This window comes from Rhizobium rosettiformans W3 (assembly GCF_004912135.1).
In the GTDB taxonomy this organism is placed as follows: Bacteria; Pseudomonadota; Alphaproteobacteria; order Rhizobiales; family Rhizobiaceae; genus Allorhizobium; species Allorhizobium rosettiformans.
Genome location: NZ_STGU01000002.1, coordinates 291,192 through 309,835, shown reverse-complemented (window position 1 = coordinate 309,835; position 18,644 = coordinate 291,192). Strand labels below are relative to the sequence as shown.

At 64.8% G+C, this 18,644-nt stretch carries 22 protein-coding genes; 5 read left to right on the top strand and 17 right to left on the bottom strand.

Going from position 1 to position 18,644, the window contains the following annotated elements; all coding sequences use genetic code 11:
• The first annotated feature begins 141 nt into the window (after positions 1-141).
• Positions 142-543: a type II toxin-antitoxin system death-on-curing family toxin gene (locus FAA86_RS04890; RefSeq protein WP_136538619.1), complete on the top strand. Its 402-nt coding sequence runs from the start codon at positions 142-144 to the stop codon at positions 541-543.
• Positions 544-563: 20 nt separating this feature from the next.
• On the opposite strand, the gene FAA86_RS04885 is transcribed toward FAA86_RS04890, so the two are convergent.
• The 13 genes from FAA86_RS04885 to FAA86_RS04820 form a co-directional block, all read right to left on the bottom strand.
• On the bottom strand, positions 564-1,031 hold the full coding sequence (locus FAA86_RS04885) for a cytochrome c-type biogenesis protein (protein WP_136539016.1): 468 nt from the start codon (positions 1,029-1,031) through the stop codon (positions 564-566).
• 131 nt (positions 1,032-1,162) lie between these two features.
• Entirely contained in the window at positions 1,163-3,151 is a 1,989-nt protein-coding gene (locus FAA86_RS04875; RefSeq protein ID WP_136538618.1) for a heme lyase CcmF/NrfE family subunit, read from the bottom strand.
• On the bottom strand, positions 3,148-3,600 hold the full coding sequence (ccmE, locus tag FAA86_RS04870; protein ID WP_136538617.1) for a cytochrome c maturation protein CcmE: 453 nt from the start codon (positions 3,598-3,600) through the stop codon (positions 3,148-3,150). The genes FAA86_RS04875 and ccmE overlap by 4 nt, the downstream gene beginning before the upstream one ends.
• Positions 3,597-4,802, bottom strand: a complete 1,206-nt coding sequence (gene ccmI, locus FAA86_RS04865) for a c-type cytochrome biogenesis protein CcmI (RefSeq protein ID WP_136538616.1) — start codon at positions 4,800-4,802, stop codon at positions 3,597-3,599. Before ccmI ends, ccmE begins: the two co-directional genes overlap by 4 nt.
• A gap of 178 nt (positions 4,803-4,980) precedes the next feature.
• Complete coding sequence (locus FAA86_RS04860) at positions 4,981-5,388, bottom strand: hypothetical protein (RefSeq protein ID WP_113462397.1); 408 nt, start codon at positions 5,386-5,388, stop codon at positions 4,981-4,983.
• A 123-nt stretch (positions 5,389-5,511) separates the two neighbouring features.
• Entirely contained in the window at positions 5,512-6,906 is a 1,395-nt protein-coding gene (locus FAA86_RS04855; protein ID WP_113462398.1) for an ATP-binding protein, read from the bottom strand.
• Entirely contained in the window at positions 6,903-7,568 is a 666-nt protein-coding gene (locus tag FAA86_RS04850; protein WP_113465527.1) for a response regulator transcription factor, read from the bottom strand. Before FAA86_RS04850 ends, FAA86_RS04855 begins: the two co-directional genes overlap by 4 nt.
• Positions 7,569-7,626: 58 nt before the next feature.
• Positions 7,627-7,839: a hypothetical protein gene (locus FAA86_RS04845; protein WP_167494914.1), complete on the bottom strand. Its 213-nt coding sequence runs from the start codon at positions 7,837-7,839 to the stop codon at positions 7,627-7,629.
• A 137-nt stretch (positions 7,840-7,976) separates the two neighbouring features.
• Positions 7,977-8,489 (bottom strand): type II toxin-antitoxin system YhaV family toxin, encoded by a 513-nt coding sequence (locus tag FAA86_RS04840; protein ID WP_136538614.1) that lies wholly within the window; start codon positions 8,487-8,489, stop codon positions 7,977-7,979.
• 3 nt (positions 8,490-8,492) lie between these two features.
• Positions 8,493-8,822 (bottom strand): type II toxin-antitoxin system PrlF family antitoxin, encoded by a 330-nt coding sequence (locus tag FAA86_RS04835; RefSeq protein ID WP_136538613.1) that lies wholly within the window; start codon positions 8,820-8,822, stop codon positions 8,493-8,495.
• A 65-nt stretch (positions 8,823-8,887) separates the two neighbouring features.
• The gene (locus tag FAA86_RS04830) at positions 8,888-9,097 is read right to left on the bottom strand and encodes a hypothetical protein (RefSeq protein WP_136538612.1); all 210 of its coding nucleotides are present in this window, start codon (positions 9,095-9,097) and stop codon (positions 8,888-8,890) included.
• Between the two features lie 23 nt (positions 9,098-9,120).
• Positions 9,121-12,900 carry a baseplate multidomain protein megatron gene (locus tag FAA86_RS04825; protein WP_136538611.1) on the bottom strand — a complete coding sequence of 1,260 codons (3,780 nt, stop codon included), beginning with the start codon at positions 12,898-12,900 and terminating at the stop codon, positions 9,121-9,123.
• Between the two features lie 2 nt (positions 12,901-12,902).
• Positions 12,903-13,403 (bottom strand): C40 family peptidase, encoded by a 501-nt coding sequence (locus tag FAA86_RS04820; protein WP_136538610.1) that lies wholly within the window; start codon positions 13,401-13,403, stop codon positions 12,903-12,905.
• 302 nt (positions 13,404-13,705) lie between these two features.
• Between FAA86_RS04820 and FAA86_RS04815 the strand changes: the two genes are divergently transcribed.
• Together FAA86_RS04815 and FAA86_RS04810 are read left to right on the top strand one after the other, a co-directional pair.
• The gene (locus FAA86_RS04815) at positions 13,706-13,966 is read left to right on the top strand and encodes a CopG family ribbon-helix-helix protein (RefSeq protein ID WP_113462432.1); all 261 of its coding nucleotides are present in this window, start codon (positions 13,706-13,708) and stop codon (positions 13,964-13,966) included.
• Positions 13,966-14,268, top strand: coding sequence for a type II toxin-antitoxin system RelE/ParE family toxin (locus tag FAA86_RS04810; RefSeq protein ID WP_136538609.1), 303 nt, complete (start codon positions 13,966-13,968; stop codon positions 14,266-14,268). Before FAA86_RS04815 ends, FAA86_RS04810 begins: the two co-directional genes overlap by 1 nt.
• A gap of 307 nt (positions 14,269-14,575) precedes the next feature.
• On the opposite strand, the gene FAA86_RS04805 is transcribed toward FAA86_RS04810, so the two are convergent.
• From FAA86_RS04805 to FAA86_RS04795, 3 genes are all read right to left on the bottom strand, one after another.
• Positions 14,576-15,196: a heparin lyase I family protein gene (locus FAA86_RS04805; RefSeq protein ID WP_136538608.1), complete on the bottom strand. Its 621-nt coding sequence runs from the start codon at positions 15,194-15,196 to the stop codon at positions 14,576-14,578.
• 288 nt (positions 15,197-15,484) lie between these two features.
• A complete protein-coding gene (locus FAA86_RS04800; RefSeq protein WP_136538607.1) occupies positions 15,485-16,381 on the bottom strand; it encodes a DUF2163 domain-containing protein in 897 nt (298 codons plus the stop codon).
• Positions 16,378-17,010: a DUF2460 domain-containing protein gene (locus tag FAA86_RS04795; protein WP_136538606.1), complete on the bottom strand. Its 633-nt coding sequence runs from the start codon at positions 17,008-17,010 to the stop codon at positions 16,378-16,380. Before FAA86_RS04795 ends, FAA86_RS04800 begins: the two co-directional genes overlap by 4 nt.
• Positions 17,011-17,148: 138 nt before the next feature.
• Here FAA86_RS04795 and FAA86_RS04790 point away from each other — a divergent pair, with 138 nt between their 5' ends.
• Together FAA86_RS04790 and FAA86_RS04785 are read left to right on the top strand one after the other, a co-directional pair.
• Entirely contained in the window at positions 17,149-17,394 is a 246-nt protein-coding gene (locus FAA86_RS04790) for a type II toxin-antitoxin system VapB family antitoxin (RefSeq protein ID WP_136538605.1), read from the top strand.
• The gene (locus tag FAA86_RS04785; protein ID WP_136538604.1) at positions 17,394-17,798 is read left to right on the top strand and encodes a type II toxin-antitoxin system VapC family toxin; all 405 of its coding nucleotides are present in this window, start codon (positions 17,394-17,396) and stop codon (positions 17,796-17,798) included. Before FAA86_RS04790 ends, FAA86_RS04785 begins: the two co-directional genes overlap by 1 nt.
• Positions 17,799-17,984: 186 nt before the next feature.
• Here FAA86_RS04785 and FAA86_RS04780 read toward each other — a convergent pair whose 3' ends face one another.
• Positions 17,985-18,593: a phage tail tape measure protein gene (locus tag FAA86_RS04780; protein WP_136538603.1), complete on the bottom strand. Its 609-nt coding sequence runs from the start codon at positions 18,591-18,593 to the stop codon at positions 17,985-17,987.
• Positions 18,594-18,644 lie beyond the last annotated feature (51 nt).

Sequence of the window (18,644 nt, the reverse complement as noted above, 5' to 3'; positions counted from 1 at the left end):
GTCGGAAGCGACAACATCTTCGCCGGTGAAGCGTCCGGCGCGGAAGCCTGCTCATGTCGGCAAGCCGAGACCGAAAAGTGACGACGTCGTCAGGCTTGAACATGAACGTCACAAACACCTGATGGATCTGCTCGCCAAGTGATGACTGAACCCGGATGGATCGAACTGTCCGAGGTCATTGCCCTTAACAAGGGCGCCGTCATCATCACCCGAGAGCAGCACTTGCTGATTAATCCGGGCGCGCTCGAAAGCGCGGTCATGAGCCCGCGAAACCTTTTTCAGTACGAGAGCGAAGATGATGTCAGTGTTCTCGCCTGCAGGCTTATCGTAGCCCTTAGCCGCGCCCACGCTTTTATTCAGGGAAACAAGCGCACCGCATGGCTTGCAGGCGTGATGTTCCTGAATATCAATGGCTACGACGTAGTGCTGCCGTCCATCGAGGCGAACCAACTCATCGGGGAGGAGATGACAAGAATCATCAGGCGAGAGATTACGGAAGCCGCCTTCCTGACGCACCTGGATTGCTTCATCGTGGCTCTATGAGCGCTCAGGACTAGCGGCCATCACTCTGCGTCCAGCACTCTCCGCAACCGCGCCTCTTCCTCCGGCGAAAGCTTCGCCACCGGCTGCACGGCGCGCCTGCGGGTATAAACCACAGCCACGATCAGACCGATGATCGCAAGCGTCGCCGGCGCGCCCCAGAGCGCGATCGTGCGGACACTGAGCCGCGGCTTCAGGAGCACGAATTCCCCATAGCGCGACACGACATAGTCGAGCACCTGCTCGTCGGTATCGCCATCCACCAGCCGCTCGCGCACCACGATGCGAAGATCGCGGGCCAGCTCGGCGTTCGAATCGTCGATCGATTGGTTCTGGCAGACCATGCAGCGCAGTTCCGCCGACAGCGCCCGTGCCCGCTGTTCGAGAGCGGGGTCGGCAAGCACCTCGTCGGGGTTCACGGCAAGCGCGTGGATGGGGGTGAACAGAAGGGCGAGACAGAGGAAAAGACGCCGGAGTGTGGGACGTCCCAGCCCCTCACCGTGGCCCTCTCCCCGCAAGCCGGGAGAGGGGATGGCCGACGTCGGCGGGTCCGCCCTTCTCCCCGCTTGCGGGGAGAAGGTGGCGGCAGCCGGATGAGGGGCAATGTCTTTGATCCGAGCCGTCACTCCGCAGCCTCCAGCGTCGGCTTCGCCGCCACCTTGGCCCGCTTTGGAGCGCCGACGCGCAGCCTGCGATCCGACAGCGAGACGATCCCGCCCGCCATCATCACAAGCGTGCCGTACCAGATGCAGAGGATCCACGGCTTCCACCAGATGCGCACCACAATGCCGCCATCGGCCATCGGATCCCCCAGCGACACATAGAGCTGGCTCAAACCGAAGGTCACAATGCCGGCTTCCGTGGTCGGCATCTGCCGTGCCGTATAAAGCCGCTTCGACGACCAGACGTCGGCCACTTCCACGCCACTTTCGCGGATGGTGAAGTGCCCCTGGTCCTCGGTGTAGTTGGGGCCGGTCGCGGCGCGGATGCCGTCGAAGGTCACGACATAACCGCCGGCCTCCGCCGTCATGCCCGGCTTCATCTCCACGACCGTTTCCGTCTCGAAGGTGGTGACTGCGACGACGCCGAGCACGGTCACGCCGAGGCCGAAATGCGCCAGCGCCGTGCCGAAGGCCGAGCGCGGCAGGCCCTTGAAGCGGCTCCAGGCGGTGGAAAGCGGATGTTTGCCGAAACCGGCGCGATACCAGAGATCGGCAATCGCCCCGCCCATGACGAAGAAGGCGAGCGCAAGGCCAGCCACCGCCATGACAGGCCCGCCATTCTGCGCATACCAGAGACCGAGGCCCAGCACGAGCGAGAGTGCAGCCGCGACATAGAGCCGTTGCAGCGCGCCTAAGAGATCGCCACGCTTCCAGGCGAGGAACGGCCCAAAGGGCACCGCCACCAGCAGCGGGATCATCAGAAGCCCGAAGGTAATGTTGAAGAAGGGCGGACCGACCGAGATCTTCTCACCCGTCAGCGTTTCCAGGAGCAGCGGGTAGAGCGTGCCGATCAGGACAGAGGCGGTCGATACGGTCAGGATCAGGTTGTTGAGGACGAGCGCACCCTCGCGCGAAATCGGCTGGAACAGCCCGCCGGCCTTCAGCATCGGCGCGCGCAGCGCAAAGAGCGTGAAGGCCCCGCCGATGAAGATGACGAGAATGCCGAGAATGAAGACGCCGCGCGTCGGGTCGGTGGCAAACGCATGTACGGAGGTCAGCACGCCCGATCTAACCAGAAAGGTGCCGAGCAGCGACAGCGAAAACGCGATGATGGCGAGCAGCACCGTCCAGATCTTCAGGGCATCGCGCTTTTCCATGACCAGCGCGGAATGCAGCAGCGCCGTGCCCGCAAGCCAGGGCATGAAGGAGGCGTTCTCGACCGGGTCCCAGAACCACCAGCCACCCCAGCCGAGCTCGTAATAGGCCCAGTAAGAGCCCATGGAGATGCCGGCGGTGAGGAACACCCAGGCGGCCAGCGTCCAGGGCCGCACCCAACGGGCCCAGGCCGCGTCGATGCGGCCGTCCATCAGGGCCGCAATCGCAAAGGAGAAGCAGACGGAGAAGCCGACATAGCCGAGATAGAGCAGCGGCGGATGGATCGCGAGACCGATGTCCTGCAGGACCGGATTGAGATCCTGGCCCTCCGCCGGGATCGGCGACAAGCGGATGAAGGGATTGGAGGTCAGGAGGATGAAGAGCGTGAAGGCTGTCGTGATCCAGGCCTGAACGGCCAGGACATTCGCCCGCAACCGGTCCGGCAGGTTGGTGCCGAAAAAGGCGACCATGGCGCTGAAGAAGGCGAGGATCAGCACCCAGAGGAGCATGGACCCCTCATGGTTCCCCCAGACGCCCGAGACCTTGTAGATCATCGGCTTCAAGGAGTGGGAGTTCTGGTAGACGTTCTGGACCGAGAAGTCGGAGACGACATAGCCATACGTGAGCACGGCGAACGAGAAGGCGACGAGCAGGAAAAGCGCATAGGTCCCGGTCGTGCCGACCGCCATCATCGCGGCGTCGCCCCGCCTTGCGCCGATCACCGGAAGGACGGAGATGATCAGACTGGTCGCAAGCGCCAGCACCAGAGCATAATGGCCAAGCTCGATGATCATTGGATCTCTTCCTTGCCGCTGAGTTCCACCCCTTGCGCCTTCAGACGGTCGGCCACGTCCTTCGGCATGTAAGTCTCGTCATGCTTGGCGAGCACGGTATCGGCCACGAAGACCTTGTCCATGCCCTCGAAACGGCCCTCGGCCACAACGCCCTGCCCCTCGCGGAAGAGATCCGGCAGGATGCCCGTATAGGTCACCGGCAGCTGGCTCAGCGTGTCGGTCACGGTAAAGGTGACGGTCGAGCCTTCGCCCCGCACCACGGAGCCTGCCTCGACCAGTCCGCCAAGGCGGATGCGGGTGCCGGGCTGGACATCGGATTGCGCGAGATCATTGGGCACGTAGAAATACGCGATCGACTGGCCGAAGGCGAACATCACCAGAAGCACGGCGGTCAGGATGAAGCCCATGCCGCCTGCAATCACGGCCAGGCGTTTCTGTTTGCGGGTCACTGGCTCACCTCCTCGACATCAAGGCCAAGCTCCCTCGCCATCGCGAGCAATTGCTGGCCCTCGGCGCCTGCGGCCGGGAAGGCCTTCAGGCCATCCTGCAGCGCGGCTTCCGCCTTTTCCTTGTCTTTCAGCATGGCATAGGAGCGGACGAGCCGCATCCAGCCTTCGAAATTGTTGGGATCTTCCTTCAGCCGCGCATCAAGGCTTGCCACCATGCCGCGGATCATCTCGCCGCGATCGGCCTCCGACATGGACTGCGCGTTAGCGATGTCTTCTGCAGAGGGATTGCCGGGTGCTGCGGAATTGGCCGGCGCGGTGCCGGCGGCGGCCGTCTCAGCCGGCGGGTTCGCGAGCGGCATGCCTGCGCTGTTGGCTGCGATGTGCTGGTTGACCAGCGGCATCCACGGCGCTGTCGGGGGCGAAGCCTTGGCGATATCCTGGAAGGCGGCGAGCGCCTCGGCGCGACGGCCGGACTGTTCGAGGGCCAGCGCCAGGTAGAAATCGGCGCGCGGATTGTTCGGCTCGAGCTTCAGCGCCGCCTGGAAGGCCATCTGGGCATCGTCGGTGACGATCCCGTCATTGCGCAGCACCAGTGTCTCGCCCAGTCCGTTCATGCGCTCGGCATCAGGCCCGAGAATCCGGATCGCGTTCCGGTAAGCGAGCTCGGCATCGGCATAGCGCCCGATGCGGAAATAGACGGGCGCCAGCACATTCCAGCCAGTACCGTCGTCAGGGCTGGTCGCCAGATGCCGCTCGACCTTGGCGACGAGTAGATCGACGTCTTCGCCGGGATTTTCGATGCGCGCCTCAAGCGGCGCATCCGGCGTTCCCGGGCTCCCGATTTCGAGATAGCCCGCGAGCCCGATGACGGGAAGACAGAGCAGGATGAAGGCCTGGGAGAGCGTATAGCGGCGGCGTGGCGCGGGCGCTTCAGCAGCGACCTCGGCCCCCTCCTCACCTGCCGTCTCGCGACCCGCAATGGCAAGCAGGCGCCGACCGATTTCGGCGCGGGCATAGTCGGCATCCTCGGCCGAAATCAGACCTTCCGCCTTGTCCCTTTCCAGCTCCCGCAGCTGATCGCGATAGACGGCCGCCTCCCCTTCGTCATAACGCGTCGCGCGGGCCGAAGCCCGCATCAGGGGGGACAACAAAAGGACGGCAACAACGACCGTCAGCAGGGCGGAGATGATCCAGAACAACATGAAACTCAATTACGGCAAGGACGGGTGCATTCCAACAGCCAAACCTCCCTTGACGCAAAGTTGAGGCGTTTGGCCGCAAGAATTCGTTAAGCTGTCATAACCCGCCCAGCCTTGACCTAAGTCAAGTGGACGTGACAGCTCAACATGTCACCTTCATAGAAAAGACTGGGCCTGAGCCTCAGCTCAGCGGCGTCCAGGTGCCGTTCGGGTTGCGACAGGCCGCGCCGCGCGCCTGCAGTTCGCGACCGCCGCTGACCACCTTGTGGGTGAACTGGCGGCAATTCTGCTGACCGACCTGATAGGGTGCCGCTGCCACGACCTCGCCGCGCACATCGCCGCCGGCCCAGGTGACGGGCTGGCCGCCGGGGGCGGCTTCCAGTGCGCGATATTCGGCTTCCAGCGCCCGCTGGGTTTCGCTGCGAGAGAGCTTCACGCCGGTGCGCGCAACGATACCGCCCTGAAGGGCTGCGATATAGACTGCGGAGTTGGCTGCGACGGTGCGTCCACCGCCCGAGGTCGTGCAGCCCGCAAGCGCGAGAGACACCAGAACGGTGGCTGTCAGAATTCCGAAGCGCTTCACACCCATCAGGCCGTTCCAAATCCCGTCGATCGTTGCTGCCCGAAGGCGAATGTCCCGTATTCGGAGGAGACGAAGGTCAACCCGCCGGAACCGGTCCTATACACCTATGTAATTTCACAGGAAAATCAATCACGCAGTGTCCTTTGTCACAGCCGGTAGGATCAACTGTGCGCGAAGACCGCCGATCGCGGCCCGCGAAAGTCCGAAGGCGCCTTGATATTCCCCGGAAATCTCCTTGACGATCGAGAGGCCAAGGCCGGTACCCGGCTTGCTCTCGTCGAGCCTGCGGCCGCGTTTCAGCGCTTCGCCGATCTGCTCCGGCGCCAGTCCCGGACCATCGTCCTCGACCAGCACTTCGATCCAGCCCCGCCGGCCATCGGTCACGTCGTCATCGCGGGTGGTCACCGTCACCCTTGTGACCACCTTGGAGCGCGCGAAACGCGAGGCGTTCTCCAGGAGATTGCCGACCACTTCCTCCACGTCCTGCTGCTCCATGGCGAAGGTCAGATCCGGCGCCATGTCGAGCTCGAAGGAAACCTCCGTGTTCAGCTTGCGCATCACCCGCACAAGCCGCTCCAGCACGGGCTGGGCTTCCGTTCGCGCCAGAACGCTGTCGCGCTGGGCGGCGATGCGGGCGCGGTTCAGATAGGTCGTCACCTGCGCCTGCATGGCTTCGGCCTGGGTGGAGATCACCTCGGCCTGCTGCCTTTCGAGCGTTCGGGCCTCGTTGACGAGAACGGCAATCGGCGTCTTCAGCGAGTGGGCGAGATTGCCGACCTGCATGCGGGCGCGCTCGACGATACGTCGGTTGCTGTCGATCAGCGCGTTGATCTCGTTGGCGAGTGGCTGGACTTCGCTCGGGAAGTCCCCTTCGATCCTCTCGGCCTCGCCCCGGCGGATGCGCTCCAGCGCCCGACGGGCCCGGTCGAGCGGCTTCAGGCCGTAGAGAATGGCGAGACCATTGACGATCAAGCCGCCAATGCCGACGACGGCGAGCGCCGCATAGAGCCGGCTGGTGAAGAAGGCGATTTCGTCTTCGATCACCTGCAGATTGCCGGAGACGCGGAAGCGCGCCGCCCGCCCCTGGTCATCGAGCACGACCTCGGTCTCGGCGACGCGGATCGCGTTTCCGGCCTCGTCCGTCATTTCGTAGAAGCGCTCGTAATTCTGGTCGAAGGGCGTCACCTCCACATCGGGCACCGCCAGATTGGCGACCCCAAGCGAGGCAGAGGCGAGCGGCGCCGTCGCATAATTGCCGAGCGGCTCGACGAGCCAATACCACCCCGTGGCAGGCTGGGAAAAGCGAAGATCGCCCAGCGCCGGAGAGCCGGTCAGGCTCTCGCCGTCACCGATCGAAACGGAGTTGACGACATTGTAGAGCTGGGCGCGCAACAGATTGTTGAAGCCGCGTTCGACGCCCTGGCGATAGAGGGCTGATATCGCCACCGCGATCGTCACCAGACCGAGTGCCGACCAGAGGGTGGCAAGCAGCAGGACGCGCGCGGTGAGCGAGCGGATCTTCATTTCGCCGGCGCTTGGATGCGGTAGCCCAGGCCGCGGACGGTCTCGATCATGTCGACGCCGAGCTTCTTGCGCAGACGGCCGACAAAGACCTCGATCGTATTGGAATCCCGGTCAAAATCCTGGTCGTAGAGATGCTCGACCAGTTCGGTGCGCGAGACGACCTCGCCCATGTGATGCATGAGGTAGGAGAGCAGGCGATATTCATGCGAGGTGAGCTTCAGCGTCACGCCCTCGACGCTCGCCTTGGAGCTCTTGGTGTCGAGCCGGACGGGGCCGCAGACGATTTCCGAGGAGGCATGACCGGCCGCACGGCGGATCAGCGCCCGGATGCGGGCGAGCACTTCCTCGACATGGAAGGGCTTGGTCACATAGTCGTCGGCCCCGGCGTCGATGCCGGCGACCTTGTCCGACCAGCGGTCACGCGCCGTCAGGATCAGGACCGGCATGACCCGGCTTGCCGCACGCCACTTCTCCAGAACGGTAATGCCGTCCATTTCCGGCAGGCCAATATCGAGGATAACGGCGTCATAGGGTTCTGTGTCGCCGAGGAAATGACCTTCCTCGCCATCGAATGCCTTGTCGACCACATAGCCTGCTTCCTGCAGGGCTTCGACGAGCTGGCGGTTCAGGTTGACATCGTCTTCGACGACGAGAATGCGCATGCGGTTCACCCCTTGATCGGCGGAGAGTCAGGCTTTCGGCACAGTCACGCGGCCACGGTCACTGTGCGACACGCATGGTGACCTTACGCGGCCGCTCGCTGCCACTGCCCGGAACGAGCACGACAATCACGCATTCACCGCCCGATCCGCGCACGGAAAGCAACTGTCCGCCCACTTCGGCCACGACGCGCGCCGCCGCCGCCCTGCAGTCCGCCGCCACGGCATCGCTCCCGCCCGCCGGCAAAGCCGCCACGGTCAAGGCCAGTGCCAGGCCCGTGTATTTCATGAAAGATGCCATTGCTGCTACTTCTTGGATGACGTCCACTTCGGCAAATTATGTACCGCAAGGCGTCTGAATGGCAAATGAATGCCTCGTAATCTTGTGTGTGAAGCGGGCGGAACCCGATCTCACGGGTTGTTCTTGTCCAGCTTGGCCGAGGCCTCAGTCAGGGCTTCCAAGCGCCTCGTAGCGACATCACTTGAAGCCGCATCCAGCAGTTCCTTCCAGCTGTCCGGCGGGTTTCCGTCCTCCAGCATGCCGCGGAAGACGGCATAGGCGTCACTGCGAGAGCCATAGCTGCGCAGTGTTTCCGCATCGTTGACCCAAGCGAAAACGATGACCTTCGCAGCCGAATTGTAGCGAAAGAAGAGCCGAAATCGGCCATTGCCAAACTTCGCACGGAACCAGTGCTTGCGCTCAGCCCCCAATGTCCCGCCCTGCCGGAACATGGCCAATGTCGGGTCGGCCGGAATGACTTCGAAAACCAACTTGTTGAGCGCACTGAGAAGCTTGAAATTGGCGCCTGACCGGAAAGTGCCCGGTTTTTTCCGCGCTTCTCGTTCAACGGCAGCGGTCAACCGCTCCAATTGATCAAGGAACAGCGGGTGAGTACGGATGATCCAGCCGTTGACGGTCTCCATCGTTCAAAGATCGACCTCACCCTTGATCGGGGCATCGAGATCCACATCCGCGCCAGCGGTCAAAGCCTCCATCCGCGCTCTGAGGCCGGACGGGATCTCCCCGAAGGCCTCAGGTCTTGCTGCCATATCTCTGGCCAGAAGATCGAGAAATCCGTCGAGCACCGGATCTTGCTCGTCCGCATCATCCCGTTCGACAATGACCCGGTTGTTCTCATCCAGACTGAAGGCGATCCGACCGCCATAACCCACCCCCAGCGCGTCCCGAATGGGCTTCGGGATCGTAGTTTGTCCCTTGTCGGTGATGGTGCTGACTTTGCGAATGATCGTATTCATGGGCCTGGACCTGTTGATCGTGCCCAAGGTAATGGAAATTCCTTACGTCGTAAAGGTGCCGCCCCTCAACCGCCCACGCCCTTCGTCGCTGTCAGCCGCCCGTAAAGCGCCAGAAGCCCGCCAAGTGTGCCGACGAGCGTGGTCAGCGCGTCGGCAATCTCCGCCTGCTCGGCGCCGCCCAGCTCCAGCCCGGCGCGACCGAACAATGGCGCCGCCATCGCAATCAGGGCGCCCCAGACGGTCTTCGACTGATACCAGGGTTTCATCTCCAGCATGTCCTTCTCCTCTTCGTTGATCATCATCGAACTGCGACCACCGCCTCCAGCGGCAGACCGGCGGAAAGCCGCCCCAGCTGGCGCAGGCGCAAGCCAAGTACCGTCTGCGGTATTCCGAAATCGGCCAGCTCATCGGCAGCTGCATAGGTAAACTCCGCCTCGCCGACCTCCACCGTGCGGACCACGGCGCTGCCATTCATGATTTCCAGCCGGTGGCGCTCCTCCGCCTCGTCAAGCGGCACCTCCCCTTCAGCCCAGGCATCGGCATCGATGCGGCTGCGGCGGATCCAGGAGATCCGCAGATCGCCCGACACCAGCCGCACCACCCGCGCATGCACCGGCGAAAGCGGCGTCTCGGCCCGCAGGCCGCCGTCGAAGACAAAGGGTCCCGACAGCTCCGTCACCAGCCCCATCGGCTCCAGGATCCAGTTCTGCGCCGCGCCGCGTTCGGCATTTACAAGCCCCAGCGATCGCACCGCCTCGTCGAGCTGCACGACCTCGGCTCCGACCACCGCCCCGGCAGCGGTCGCATCCTCCGTGCCGCCCAGCCCGCGCAGCAGACCCGTCAACCGGAAGCGACCCGTCGCCACCTCCTCGGCCTCGGCAAAGCCCAAGACCTCCCAGCCACCATGTGCCGCGCGGACGGCGAGCCGGTTCGTGCCCGAAAGCACGGCCAAGCGGCTGGCCGAGGCAAAGGCCCCGCCGATGAGATCGACCAAGACTGCATTCCCCGGATCGAAGCGTCCGACGGGCCCCGGCCCCAACGCCTCGACCAACCGCCCGATCGTTGCCGGGCGATCGAGCGTCAGTCTGAGCCGGTATGCCTCCGCCTCCGGCGAGCTCGACACCGCAAGCCGCCGCCAGGGGCGCGCAAAAGCCGCGACGCTCGCATCGCCGGAATGGCTTGCACCCTCCAGCCTCGGCAGATCGAGGAAGGTCACCACCGGCGCGAAACCCTGGGCACCGCCACCATCCGGCAAACGATCAGGATCCACAACGGCAACCGGTGCAGACACGTTTCCCGCAAAGGCCCTGAGCGTCAGCCGCCGTTCGAAACCGTCTTCGATCCCTTGCACCAGAAAGCGCCCCTCTGGCCCCTCGGGAAAGCGCAGCACATCCCCCGGCTCGACCGCCACCTCCCCCGGCCCCAGCGCCAGTTGCTGAGTGCGCCGCGCCAGCCGGTTGTCGCGCAGCCAGCCCTCGGCCGCGGCGAGCGCCGTCTCTTCAGGGATCGCCGCCGGCAGGTCGCGGACAAGCTGTCGCTCGGTCGCCGCCTCCACCTTGCGCGAGCGCACGCTCGCCTCGGCATAATCGGCGGCCGGATCGTAGAAGGTCACCAGCGCTTCCGAGGCAAAATCGCTGTCATGGCCACGCGTCTCGCTCCAGAGCGGCTGGTCGGCGAGGTCAGCCAGCACGGTGATCTCCCGCGCTGGCAGGCTCGCCGTCGGCCGCGTGCGAAACTTCAAGCGCCCGCCCTCTTCGATCACGTCGATCTGGAAGAGCTCGATCAGCGGCTCGATCAGATCGCGCGCCGAAGTGAGATCCCCCTTCACGTAACCACCGAGATCGCCCGCCACCTCCGACACATCGAAGTCATCAAAGCCGTGATCCCTGAGAATCGCAGCAATGGTATCGGCCAATGTCGCCGTGCCCAACCGCCCGTTCAGCCAATGCCCCGTGCGCCAGTTCAACCCGTCGGCCCAGAGCCCGGAATTCTCCGGAAAGGCGGGAAAAGGCCGGGCGTCCCAGGTCCAGACATAGATGCCCTCGGGATCGACCATGCCCGCCGGCGCGTCACTGCCTTGCCAGTGGTCGAGATGCGCCTCCAGAAACCGCCGTTGCTGGCTGTCGCTGCGCTGACCCGCTGAAAAATACGGCCTGCCGCTCTCCACCGATTTCGCGTCGACAAAGACATTCGGCTGGTTCGCCCCCTTGTCCACCGCGCCGCAGCCGAGTTCGGTGAACCAGAAGGGTTTCATCTCAGGCATCCACGCCGTCGGGCTTGCCTGCTCCATCCCGCCGATCCGGTTGTAGTGGCGGTTGCCCCACCAGCTTTCGAGATCCTTGAACCTGAACACCCAGGGCTTGCCATAGGCACCATCGGTGATCGACGTCCTCACCCGCGCCTGCCGGTCCGCCGCGCTGGCATAGAACCAGTCATAGCCCTCGCCCGCCGTCAGCATGCGGGCGAAAGCCTCCGCATCGTCAGCGCCCGCAAACCCGTCCGGGCTCGCCTCCTCCAGATCGTCATCCCGCCAGTCGGCCAACGGCATGTAATTGTCGATGCCGACAGCCGAGACGTCAGGGCTCGCCCAGAGCGCGTCGAGATGGAAGAAAACGTCGCCCGAGCCATCCGCCGGCTGATGGCCGAAATATTCGCTCCAGTCCGCTCCATAAGAGATCGCCGTTGCGCCTCCCAAAATGTCGCGAACCTCGCCGGCCAGCGACACCAGCGCCTCGACGAAGGGAAAGGCGTTGACCTCATCGCGCAGCGTCGTCAGCCCCTTCAGTTCCGAGCCCAGCAGGAATCCGTCCACCCCGCCGGCCGAGGCCGCGAGCGTCGCATAGTGCCGCACGAACCGCCGGTAGCCCTCGCTGCGTGTCACGAATGTCGAAACCTGTGCCCGCGCCGCCGCCGTCTTGTCGGCGCTCGCCGGATAGGCCGTGATCCGCCCCCGCCAGGGATAGGCCGCCTGCTCGGTTCCGCCATAGGGATCGGGCAGACCGTTTCCTGCGGGAATGTCCATCAAAACAAATGGATAGAGCGTCACCTTCAAGCCGCGCGCCTTCAGGTCGCGGATCGCTTCGATGAGGCTCTGATCGCTCGGCGAGCCGCCATAGGCCGGGCCACCAGCATGGCGCGACACCACGTAAGCCTCATCGCGCGACAAGCCTGCCACGCCCCACGCCCGGCTCTCCTCGCGGCGATAGCTCACCTCGACGCCCGGCAGCACCCGGCAATTTCCGGCGCGCAGATCCGTGCCGAACCAGGCGACCACCAGCGCCACGCTTTCGAGGTTGGGGCAGAGCGCCTGCAACTCATCCAGCGAGGCCTGCCAGTCGGTCGACGCAAACAGCGTGTTGCGGTTCAGCCAGCGTTTCTCGCCCTCGCGCGGTGCATCCGAAATACGTGTGGTCGCATAACCATGCTCGGTCGCACCGGGAATGATCGTGACTGCCTTGATCTTCTCCTCCAGCGTCCCCACGGGCCGGATGACCTCGAACTGAAGAAGCGGAATGCGATTGCCGAAATCATCCAGCGGCAGCCGCTCGAAGACAACGTATGCCAGCCCGCGATAGGCTGGCGCCCGGCCGCTGCCCTGCTTGGCCGCAATCAGCGGATCGGCCGGCTGGCTTTCCGTGCCGCTGTATACCCGCATCTCGATCTCGGCCGTGTCGAGTTCGCGCCCGTCGGCCCAGACACGCCGCACGCCGGCGATCGGCCCCTCGCAAAGCCCGAGCGCCAGATTGGCATAGTAGCGATAGGTGGTCGTGCGCGTGCCGCCGGAGGATTTGCCGCCGGTCCGCTCGGTCACCGTCTCCTCCTCGAAGCGAGTCGCCCAGATCAGCGTGCCGCCAAGCCTTGCCGTGCCATAGAGCCGCGGGATCGCCGTTCCCTCGCTCGCGCCGGCAAGCCGCGCCGAGGAGAGCCGCGCGCCATTCACCTCGCGCGTTCCGCCCAGCAGACTGCGATCGATCACGCTGCCCGCCAGTGCCCCCGCCGCGCGCCCGATGATCGCACCGACAGGGCCGAAGACCGAACCAAGGGCCGCCCCCGCCGCCTGCAGAAGAATGGTCGCCATCGTCAGATCCTCTCAGGAAAGCGATAGATGCCGGCAATCTTGCGCCGCCACCCCGGCACCAGCGCCGACAGCGTCACCGCCGATTGCTCGTAAGCGTGGATGAAGGCATCGGGGATGGGCACGGCGCCGGCTCTTTCAAGGCAGGCAGCGCCGTCCGTGCCGCTACACTCGTCTGGCAGCCGCGCCAAAATCCCCGCATGTTTCGCCGCCAGATGGGGTCGAAAGCGAAACAGCACCAGATCTCCCGGCCGGCTCTCCGCAAAGGACGGCACGCTCAAAAAATGCCGAGCCGCCGCCGCCAACAGCCGCTCCTCTCCGCCCCGTTCCGCCCAGTCAGGCGCATAGGCCGGCACCGCTTCCGGCTCTTGCCCATAAAGCTCCCGCCAGATCCCGCGGACGAGCCCCAGACAATCGCACCCCACCCCCTTCACCGCCCCCTGATGCCGATAGGGCGTGCCGATCCACATCCCGGCCACCGCCAGGACTTGTGCATTGATGGACATGGGAGGCTCCTGTGAGTTGGTATGGTGCCAACAGGTGATGGGTCTCGGAAGCAAAAGCGCGGGGATCGCGCGCGCCGCAACGCCCGACCGCGGGGGGAGAGCCTGCGCGCTGCCATCGCCCCTCACCCTGAGGCGCCCTCGCCCCGCGAGGGCCTCGAAGGGTCGAGGCCCATTGAAGGATCCTTCGACGCCCGCTTTCGCAGGGGCACCTCAGGATGAAGGTAACCCCGCCTCGCGCATCTCCCCCTTCACCCTGCAGCCAATCCGTATTACAATGTATTACATTCGCCATGGAGGCTCCGATGACCAAGCCCACACTGTCTGATCCGATTACGCTCCGCATACCCGCGGACGTGCTCGCCGATATCGAGACAATCGCACGGGCGACCGAACGCTCACGCAGCTGGGTCATGGTCCGGGCACTGAAAGCCTATCTTCAACAGGAAGGCGCAGATATTCTTGCCTATCAACAGGGCCTCGCCGAGGTCGCAGCAGGCGACGTGGAAGATCTGGACGAGGTCCTCAAGGACTTGAAGCGCATCGCATCCGATAAGGTCGCCTGATGCACGTCATCCTTTCGAAATCGGCGGCGCGCTGGCTTCGAACGGAAATGCACTATCTGCAGCAACGCAATCCAGCGGCAGCGAAAGCTTTCGCCGCGCGGATCTCTGATGCGAAGCTTCTTCTCACGGCCCATCCCGAAGCCGGCCCGGTTGCCCGCAGCCTCCCCGTCCCAGGTGCCCGCACCTTGGTGACCGGCGACTATCTGATCGACTACAGGATCGAGGCAGACCGGATCATCCTCGTGACGATCCGCCACGGCCGCATGCGGCCTCCGGATCTGCCGATGGACGCAGATCCATAAGATTGAGGCGAAGCGCGGCATTGCCGCGACACTCGCCAAGATTTCCCCTCACCCTGAGGTGCCCTCGCTGCGCGAGGGCCTCGAAGGGTCGAGGCCCATAACAGGGTCCTTCGAGGCCCCTGCTCGCGCGGGGCAGCTCAGGATGAGGGCGGACCGCCTGCAGCCACCCACCTCCCCCTTGAGGGGGGAGGTCGTCGCGAAGCGGCGGGTGGGGGTGAACTTGAGGAGCAGGCGGTCGTCACCCCACCCCGGACCTCCGGTCCGACCCTCCCCCTCGAGGGGAGGGTGTTACCAAGTCACTACCCCCTCACACCGCCGCCCGGCTTACCCGGCGATAACTCACCTGCTGATCCGGCCCGACGAGCCCCGCTGCCATGTTGCGATAGATGCCATACTTGAAATAGACCGAGGTCGTCGCCGCCGGCAGAAGCGCAAACCCGCTTCGCCGCAGCACGGTGCGCCCGTTGACTGACGCTGCCACGGCACCGGCGGTCGGGTGCCAGGTGAAGGTATAGCTGAAGGTGTTCCAGACGCCCTTGGTGACGGTGACCTCGGTCTCGTCGAACACGCCCGTCTCCTTGTTGTTGAGGCAGATGGTGAAGACACCTTCCTCGTAACGGTTGAAGACGCTGTCATAGGAGCCGTTATGCCATTGCCCGAGCGTCTGCTTCGGGCTGAATTCCGGATAGTTCTCCGGGATCTTCAGGTGAAAGGCATAGCGCCAGGTGGAGCCGACCGCATCCTCCGTCGTCACCCGCGCCTCGCAGCGCTCGCGATAGTTCTGCGCATCGCTGCCGTCAGGCCCGTTCCAGTAGTCGCCGGCCTTCACCAGAAATGTCTCGACGCCGTTCACCCGCGCATACCGGGTCTCGTCGACCGCCTGGACATAGTAGGAATAGCCGTCTCCGTCGGGGCAGATGATTTTCATGATGTAGTCCTTTCATGCTGGGGGAAGATGGGCCGGGCGCCAGCGCCCGTATCTCCCCCTTGAAGGGGGGACGTCGCCGCAAAGCGGCGGGTGGGGGTGACCCGGAGAGGGCTCTGACGCTCGGACATGCGAAATAGGATCCTTCGAGGCCCTGGTTGCGCAGGGCTTCTCAGGATGAGGCAGCGGCTCTGAGAGGCATAGATCCAGCAGACCGAGCGGTAGCCCTCATCCTGAGGTGGGAGCGAAGCGACATCAGAACGACGAGGGCGGGTGGGAGGTGCCTGCGCCTCACCGATAAAGCACCCCGCCGTCATGGGTGCTGTCGCCGCTGACATAGGAATAGGCAAAGTCGCTGCCCGGCATATGCGGAAACCCGCGAAAATTCAGCTGGTTGCCAAACTTCTCTCGACAGGTGGCGAAACTCTTGTCGCAGCCGACCGTCAGCGTCACGGCATCGCCGGCTGCCGGTCGCGCCTCCAGTGGCAGCCAGAGCCTCAGCATCACCAGCCCGCCTTCCGCCGCCCCGCTCTCCTCGATCGCCACCCGCCGCCCGGCAAGCAGGCCGGCATCGAAGCGCAGATGGCCCAGCCGGAAATGCCCCTCGGCCAGATCCGGCAGCCCCGACACCGCCACATGGTCTGCCGCGAGCACTTGCGCAACCACAGCCGAAACGCGGCGGTTCGCGACCGCCATATTCACCCGGCACCTGGCATCACCGAGATCGGCGTCGCAGCGCCGGTTGTAGATCCGCCCCTCCGGCTGTTGCAGGCGATGGGCAAAACTCCGGAGTTCGGCTGAAAAGCCCGGCCCCGCCCGGCTCACCTCGCCGATCTCCTGCACCGTGACCAGCACATGCTGGTCCTCCGGCGCCTGCCAGTTGACGAGAAAAAGCTCGACCCGCGCCCCGTCATAACGCCCGGCGGCCAGATCGGCTTCCGTGATCGCCTCGCTCGAAAACCCGCCGCGCACCTCCGCGCCGGGAGCGGCGAGCCCGCTGGCGCTGCTTGCCTCGGTCGCGGCAAACCCCGTGCCCGGCTCGAACACCGTGCCGTCAAAGACCAGCCGCTGGTCGTGCTCGGTCAGGCCCAGCCGAAAGCCATCGCGGCAGGTCACCCGCCAGGCACGGCAAAGCGTCGTCTCGCCGGTCGCCACATGCGCGGCCAGCGCTTGCGGAAGTCGCTTCATGGGATCACCTCGATCAGCGGAATGGAGGGAATGCGCCCGGCCCGAAAGGCTTCGAGATCGATCTCGATCCGGTCGGTGTCGAACCGCACCGGCACGTCATAGTCGAAGCCCGCCCGGATCTCGGCACCCTCACCCGGCACATGCCCGGCCGCGAACGTCACGATCCCGGTCGCCGCATCGCAGGTGAACCCCTCGGTCAGTTCGACACCATCGCGCGCGATCCGCACCGACCCGGCCACCGGCTTCACCACCGGCCGCCGCTCCACCGCCGCGCCATCGCCATAGGCCTTCACCAGCTGAAACGCCGCGGTCTCGCCGTCGCCTGTCCCGATCCACTGGTCGAGCGGCGTCACCGCCTCGCCCGGCCGCGCGGAGGAACCATCGACGGGATCGCGAAAGCGAAAGCCGTGCAGCTGCCCGCCGCGCGCCTCGAAGAATTCCAAGACAGCATAGAGATCGGCCACCGACCGCACCGCCGTCCCAACATCGTAGCGGCGTCTGGAAAACCGCCAGCGCCGATTGCGCGCCTCGCGCCCGTTCGACAGCGACACAATATCCGTCTGCCGCCCCGGCCCACCGCTCGATGTCAGCGACAGCCGCAGCGGAAAACGCTGCTCATGAAAGGCCATGAATGCCTCCATCTGATGGATTTGGTTGGAGAACCGCCTGCGTACGCGCCGGAACCCGCGAGCGTCCAGCGGGGCAACCTTGGAAAAACGGCGAGCCTGATCTACATTGTGAGACGAGAAAATCTACATGGAGCCAAAATGGCCATCAACGTCAACAATCCGGAGGCCGATGCGCTGACACGGCAGTTCGCGCAGATGGCCGGCGTCGGCATCACCGACGCCATCGTCATCGCCATGCGCGAAGCGATCGAGCGGCGCAGCCTTGCCGAGACGCCGCTCGAGACGGCTGCCCGCCTCCGCGCCAAGCATCAGGTGGTGCTCGAGGAGCAAGCGCAGAAGCCGCTTCCCCGCCAGGCCTTCGATACCCTGTGGGACAAGGGCTGATGTTCGTCGATGCATGCGCCATCATTGCGCTTCTGTCGAACGAGCCGGAAGCCGATCGCGTATCGCAGTCGCTGGCTGGACCCAGTGATCCCTTCACCTCACCGGTGGCCGTTCTTGAAACCGTGCTCGGCCTTGCCAGCCCTGACAAGTTCAACCTGCCGATCCCGACCGTTGAAAATCTGGTGCGCGAGTTTCTCGATGCACGCGGCATCGACGTCCGTGATCTGCCACCCGCCGCCGAGACGACGAGGCTCGCTCTTCTGGCCGCCGATCGCTACCGCAGCGGCCGGCATGGCCTGAACCTCGGCGACTGCCTGCATTATGCCTGCGCCAAATTTCACGGCGTTCCGATCCTCGCCACCGCCGACGAGTTTCGTCAGACGGATCTGGACGTCATCGCCTGAGACAGGTCGTCTCATAAGTTGGCTGGTTACATTATCTGGTCCAGGACCTATCACCCGTGACCACCCATCCGCCGCAACCGCCCTCATCCTGAGGCGCCCGCGCCCCGCGTGGGCCTCGAAGGACTAGCTTCCCCATTCCCTACTGCCTGGCGCCTACTGCCTACCACCTACCACCTACCGCCAACCTCAAAGCCCCCGCCGCCCGCGCCCGACCGAGCGCGCCAGCATGGCGGTAATCTGGCCCTCGCTTCTCGCAAAACTTGCGGCATCGCTTGCCGTCACCTGGAAATGGATGACCGTGGTCCCGCCGCCGCCCTCCGCCGCCACGCCGAGCGCGCCGTCGGCCCCTCGCTTCAGAGGCAGGATCGCCTCAGCGCCTGCCTCGCCCATCAGGCCCATTCCGCCGGACATCGGAAAATAGGTCGGCGCCGCGACCACGCCCCCTTCGGCAAAGGGCATGACCCGCCCTGGCACGCCGCCCGCCGCATAGGCCGTCACGCCGGCGCCCGAAATCCGGTCGAAACCGGCGCTCAGGCTGCCGATCACGCTTTCGGCGGCGTCTCCCAGCAGCCCTTCCAGCGGCTTCAACCCTGCCGAGAGGGCAATGTCGGTCAGCCGCATGCCAACGCTGCGCAAGACCTCCTCCAGCCCCTTGCCGCCCGTGGTCGCACCGCGCAAAGCGGACGTCAGCGCCCGACCAAAGCTCGCGGACCGGCTTTCGAGATCCTCCAGCACGGCCAGCGCCGCGCCCGCATCGAGATCGACAAACAGGTCAAGCACATCGTCATCGGTCATGGGATGTTCCTTTCATGAAGGTGGAAGGCGGCTCTCCAGCATCGAGGAGAC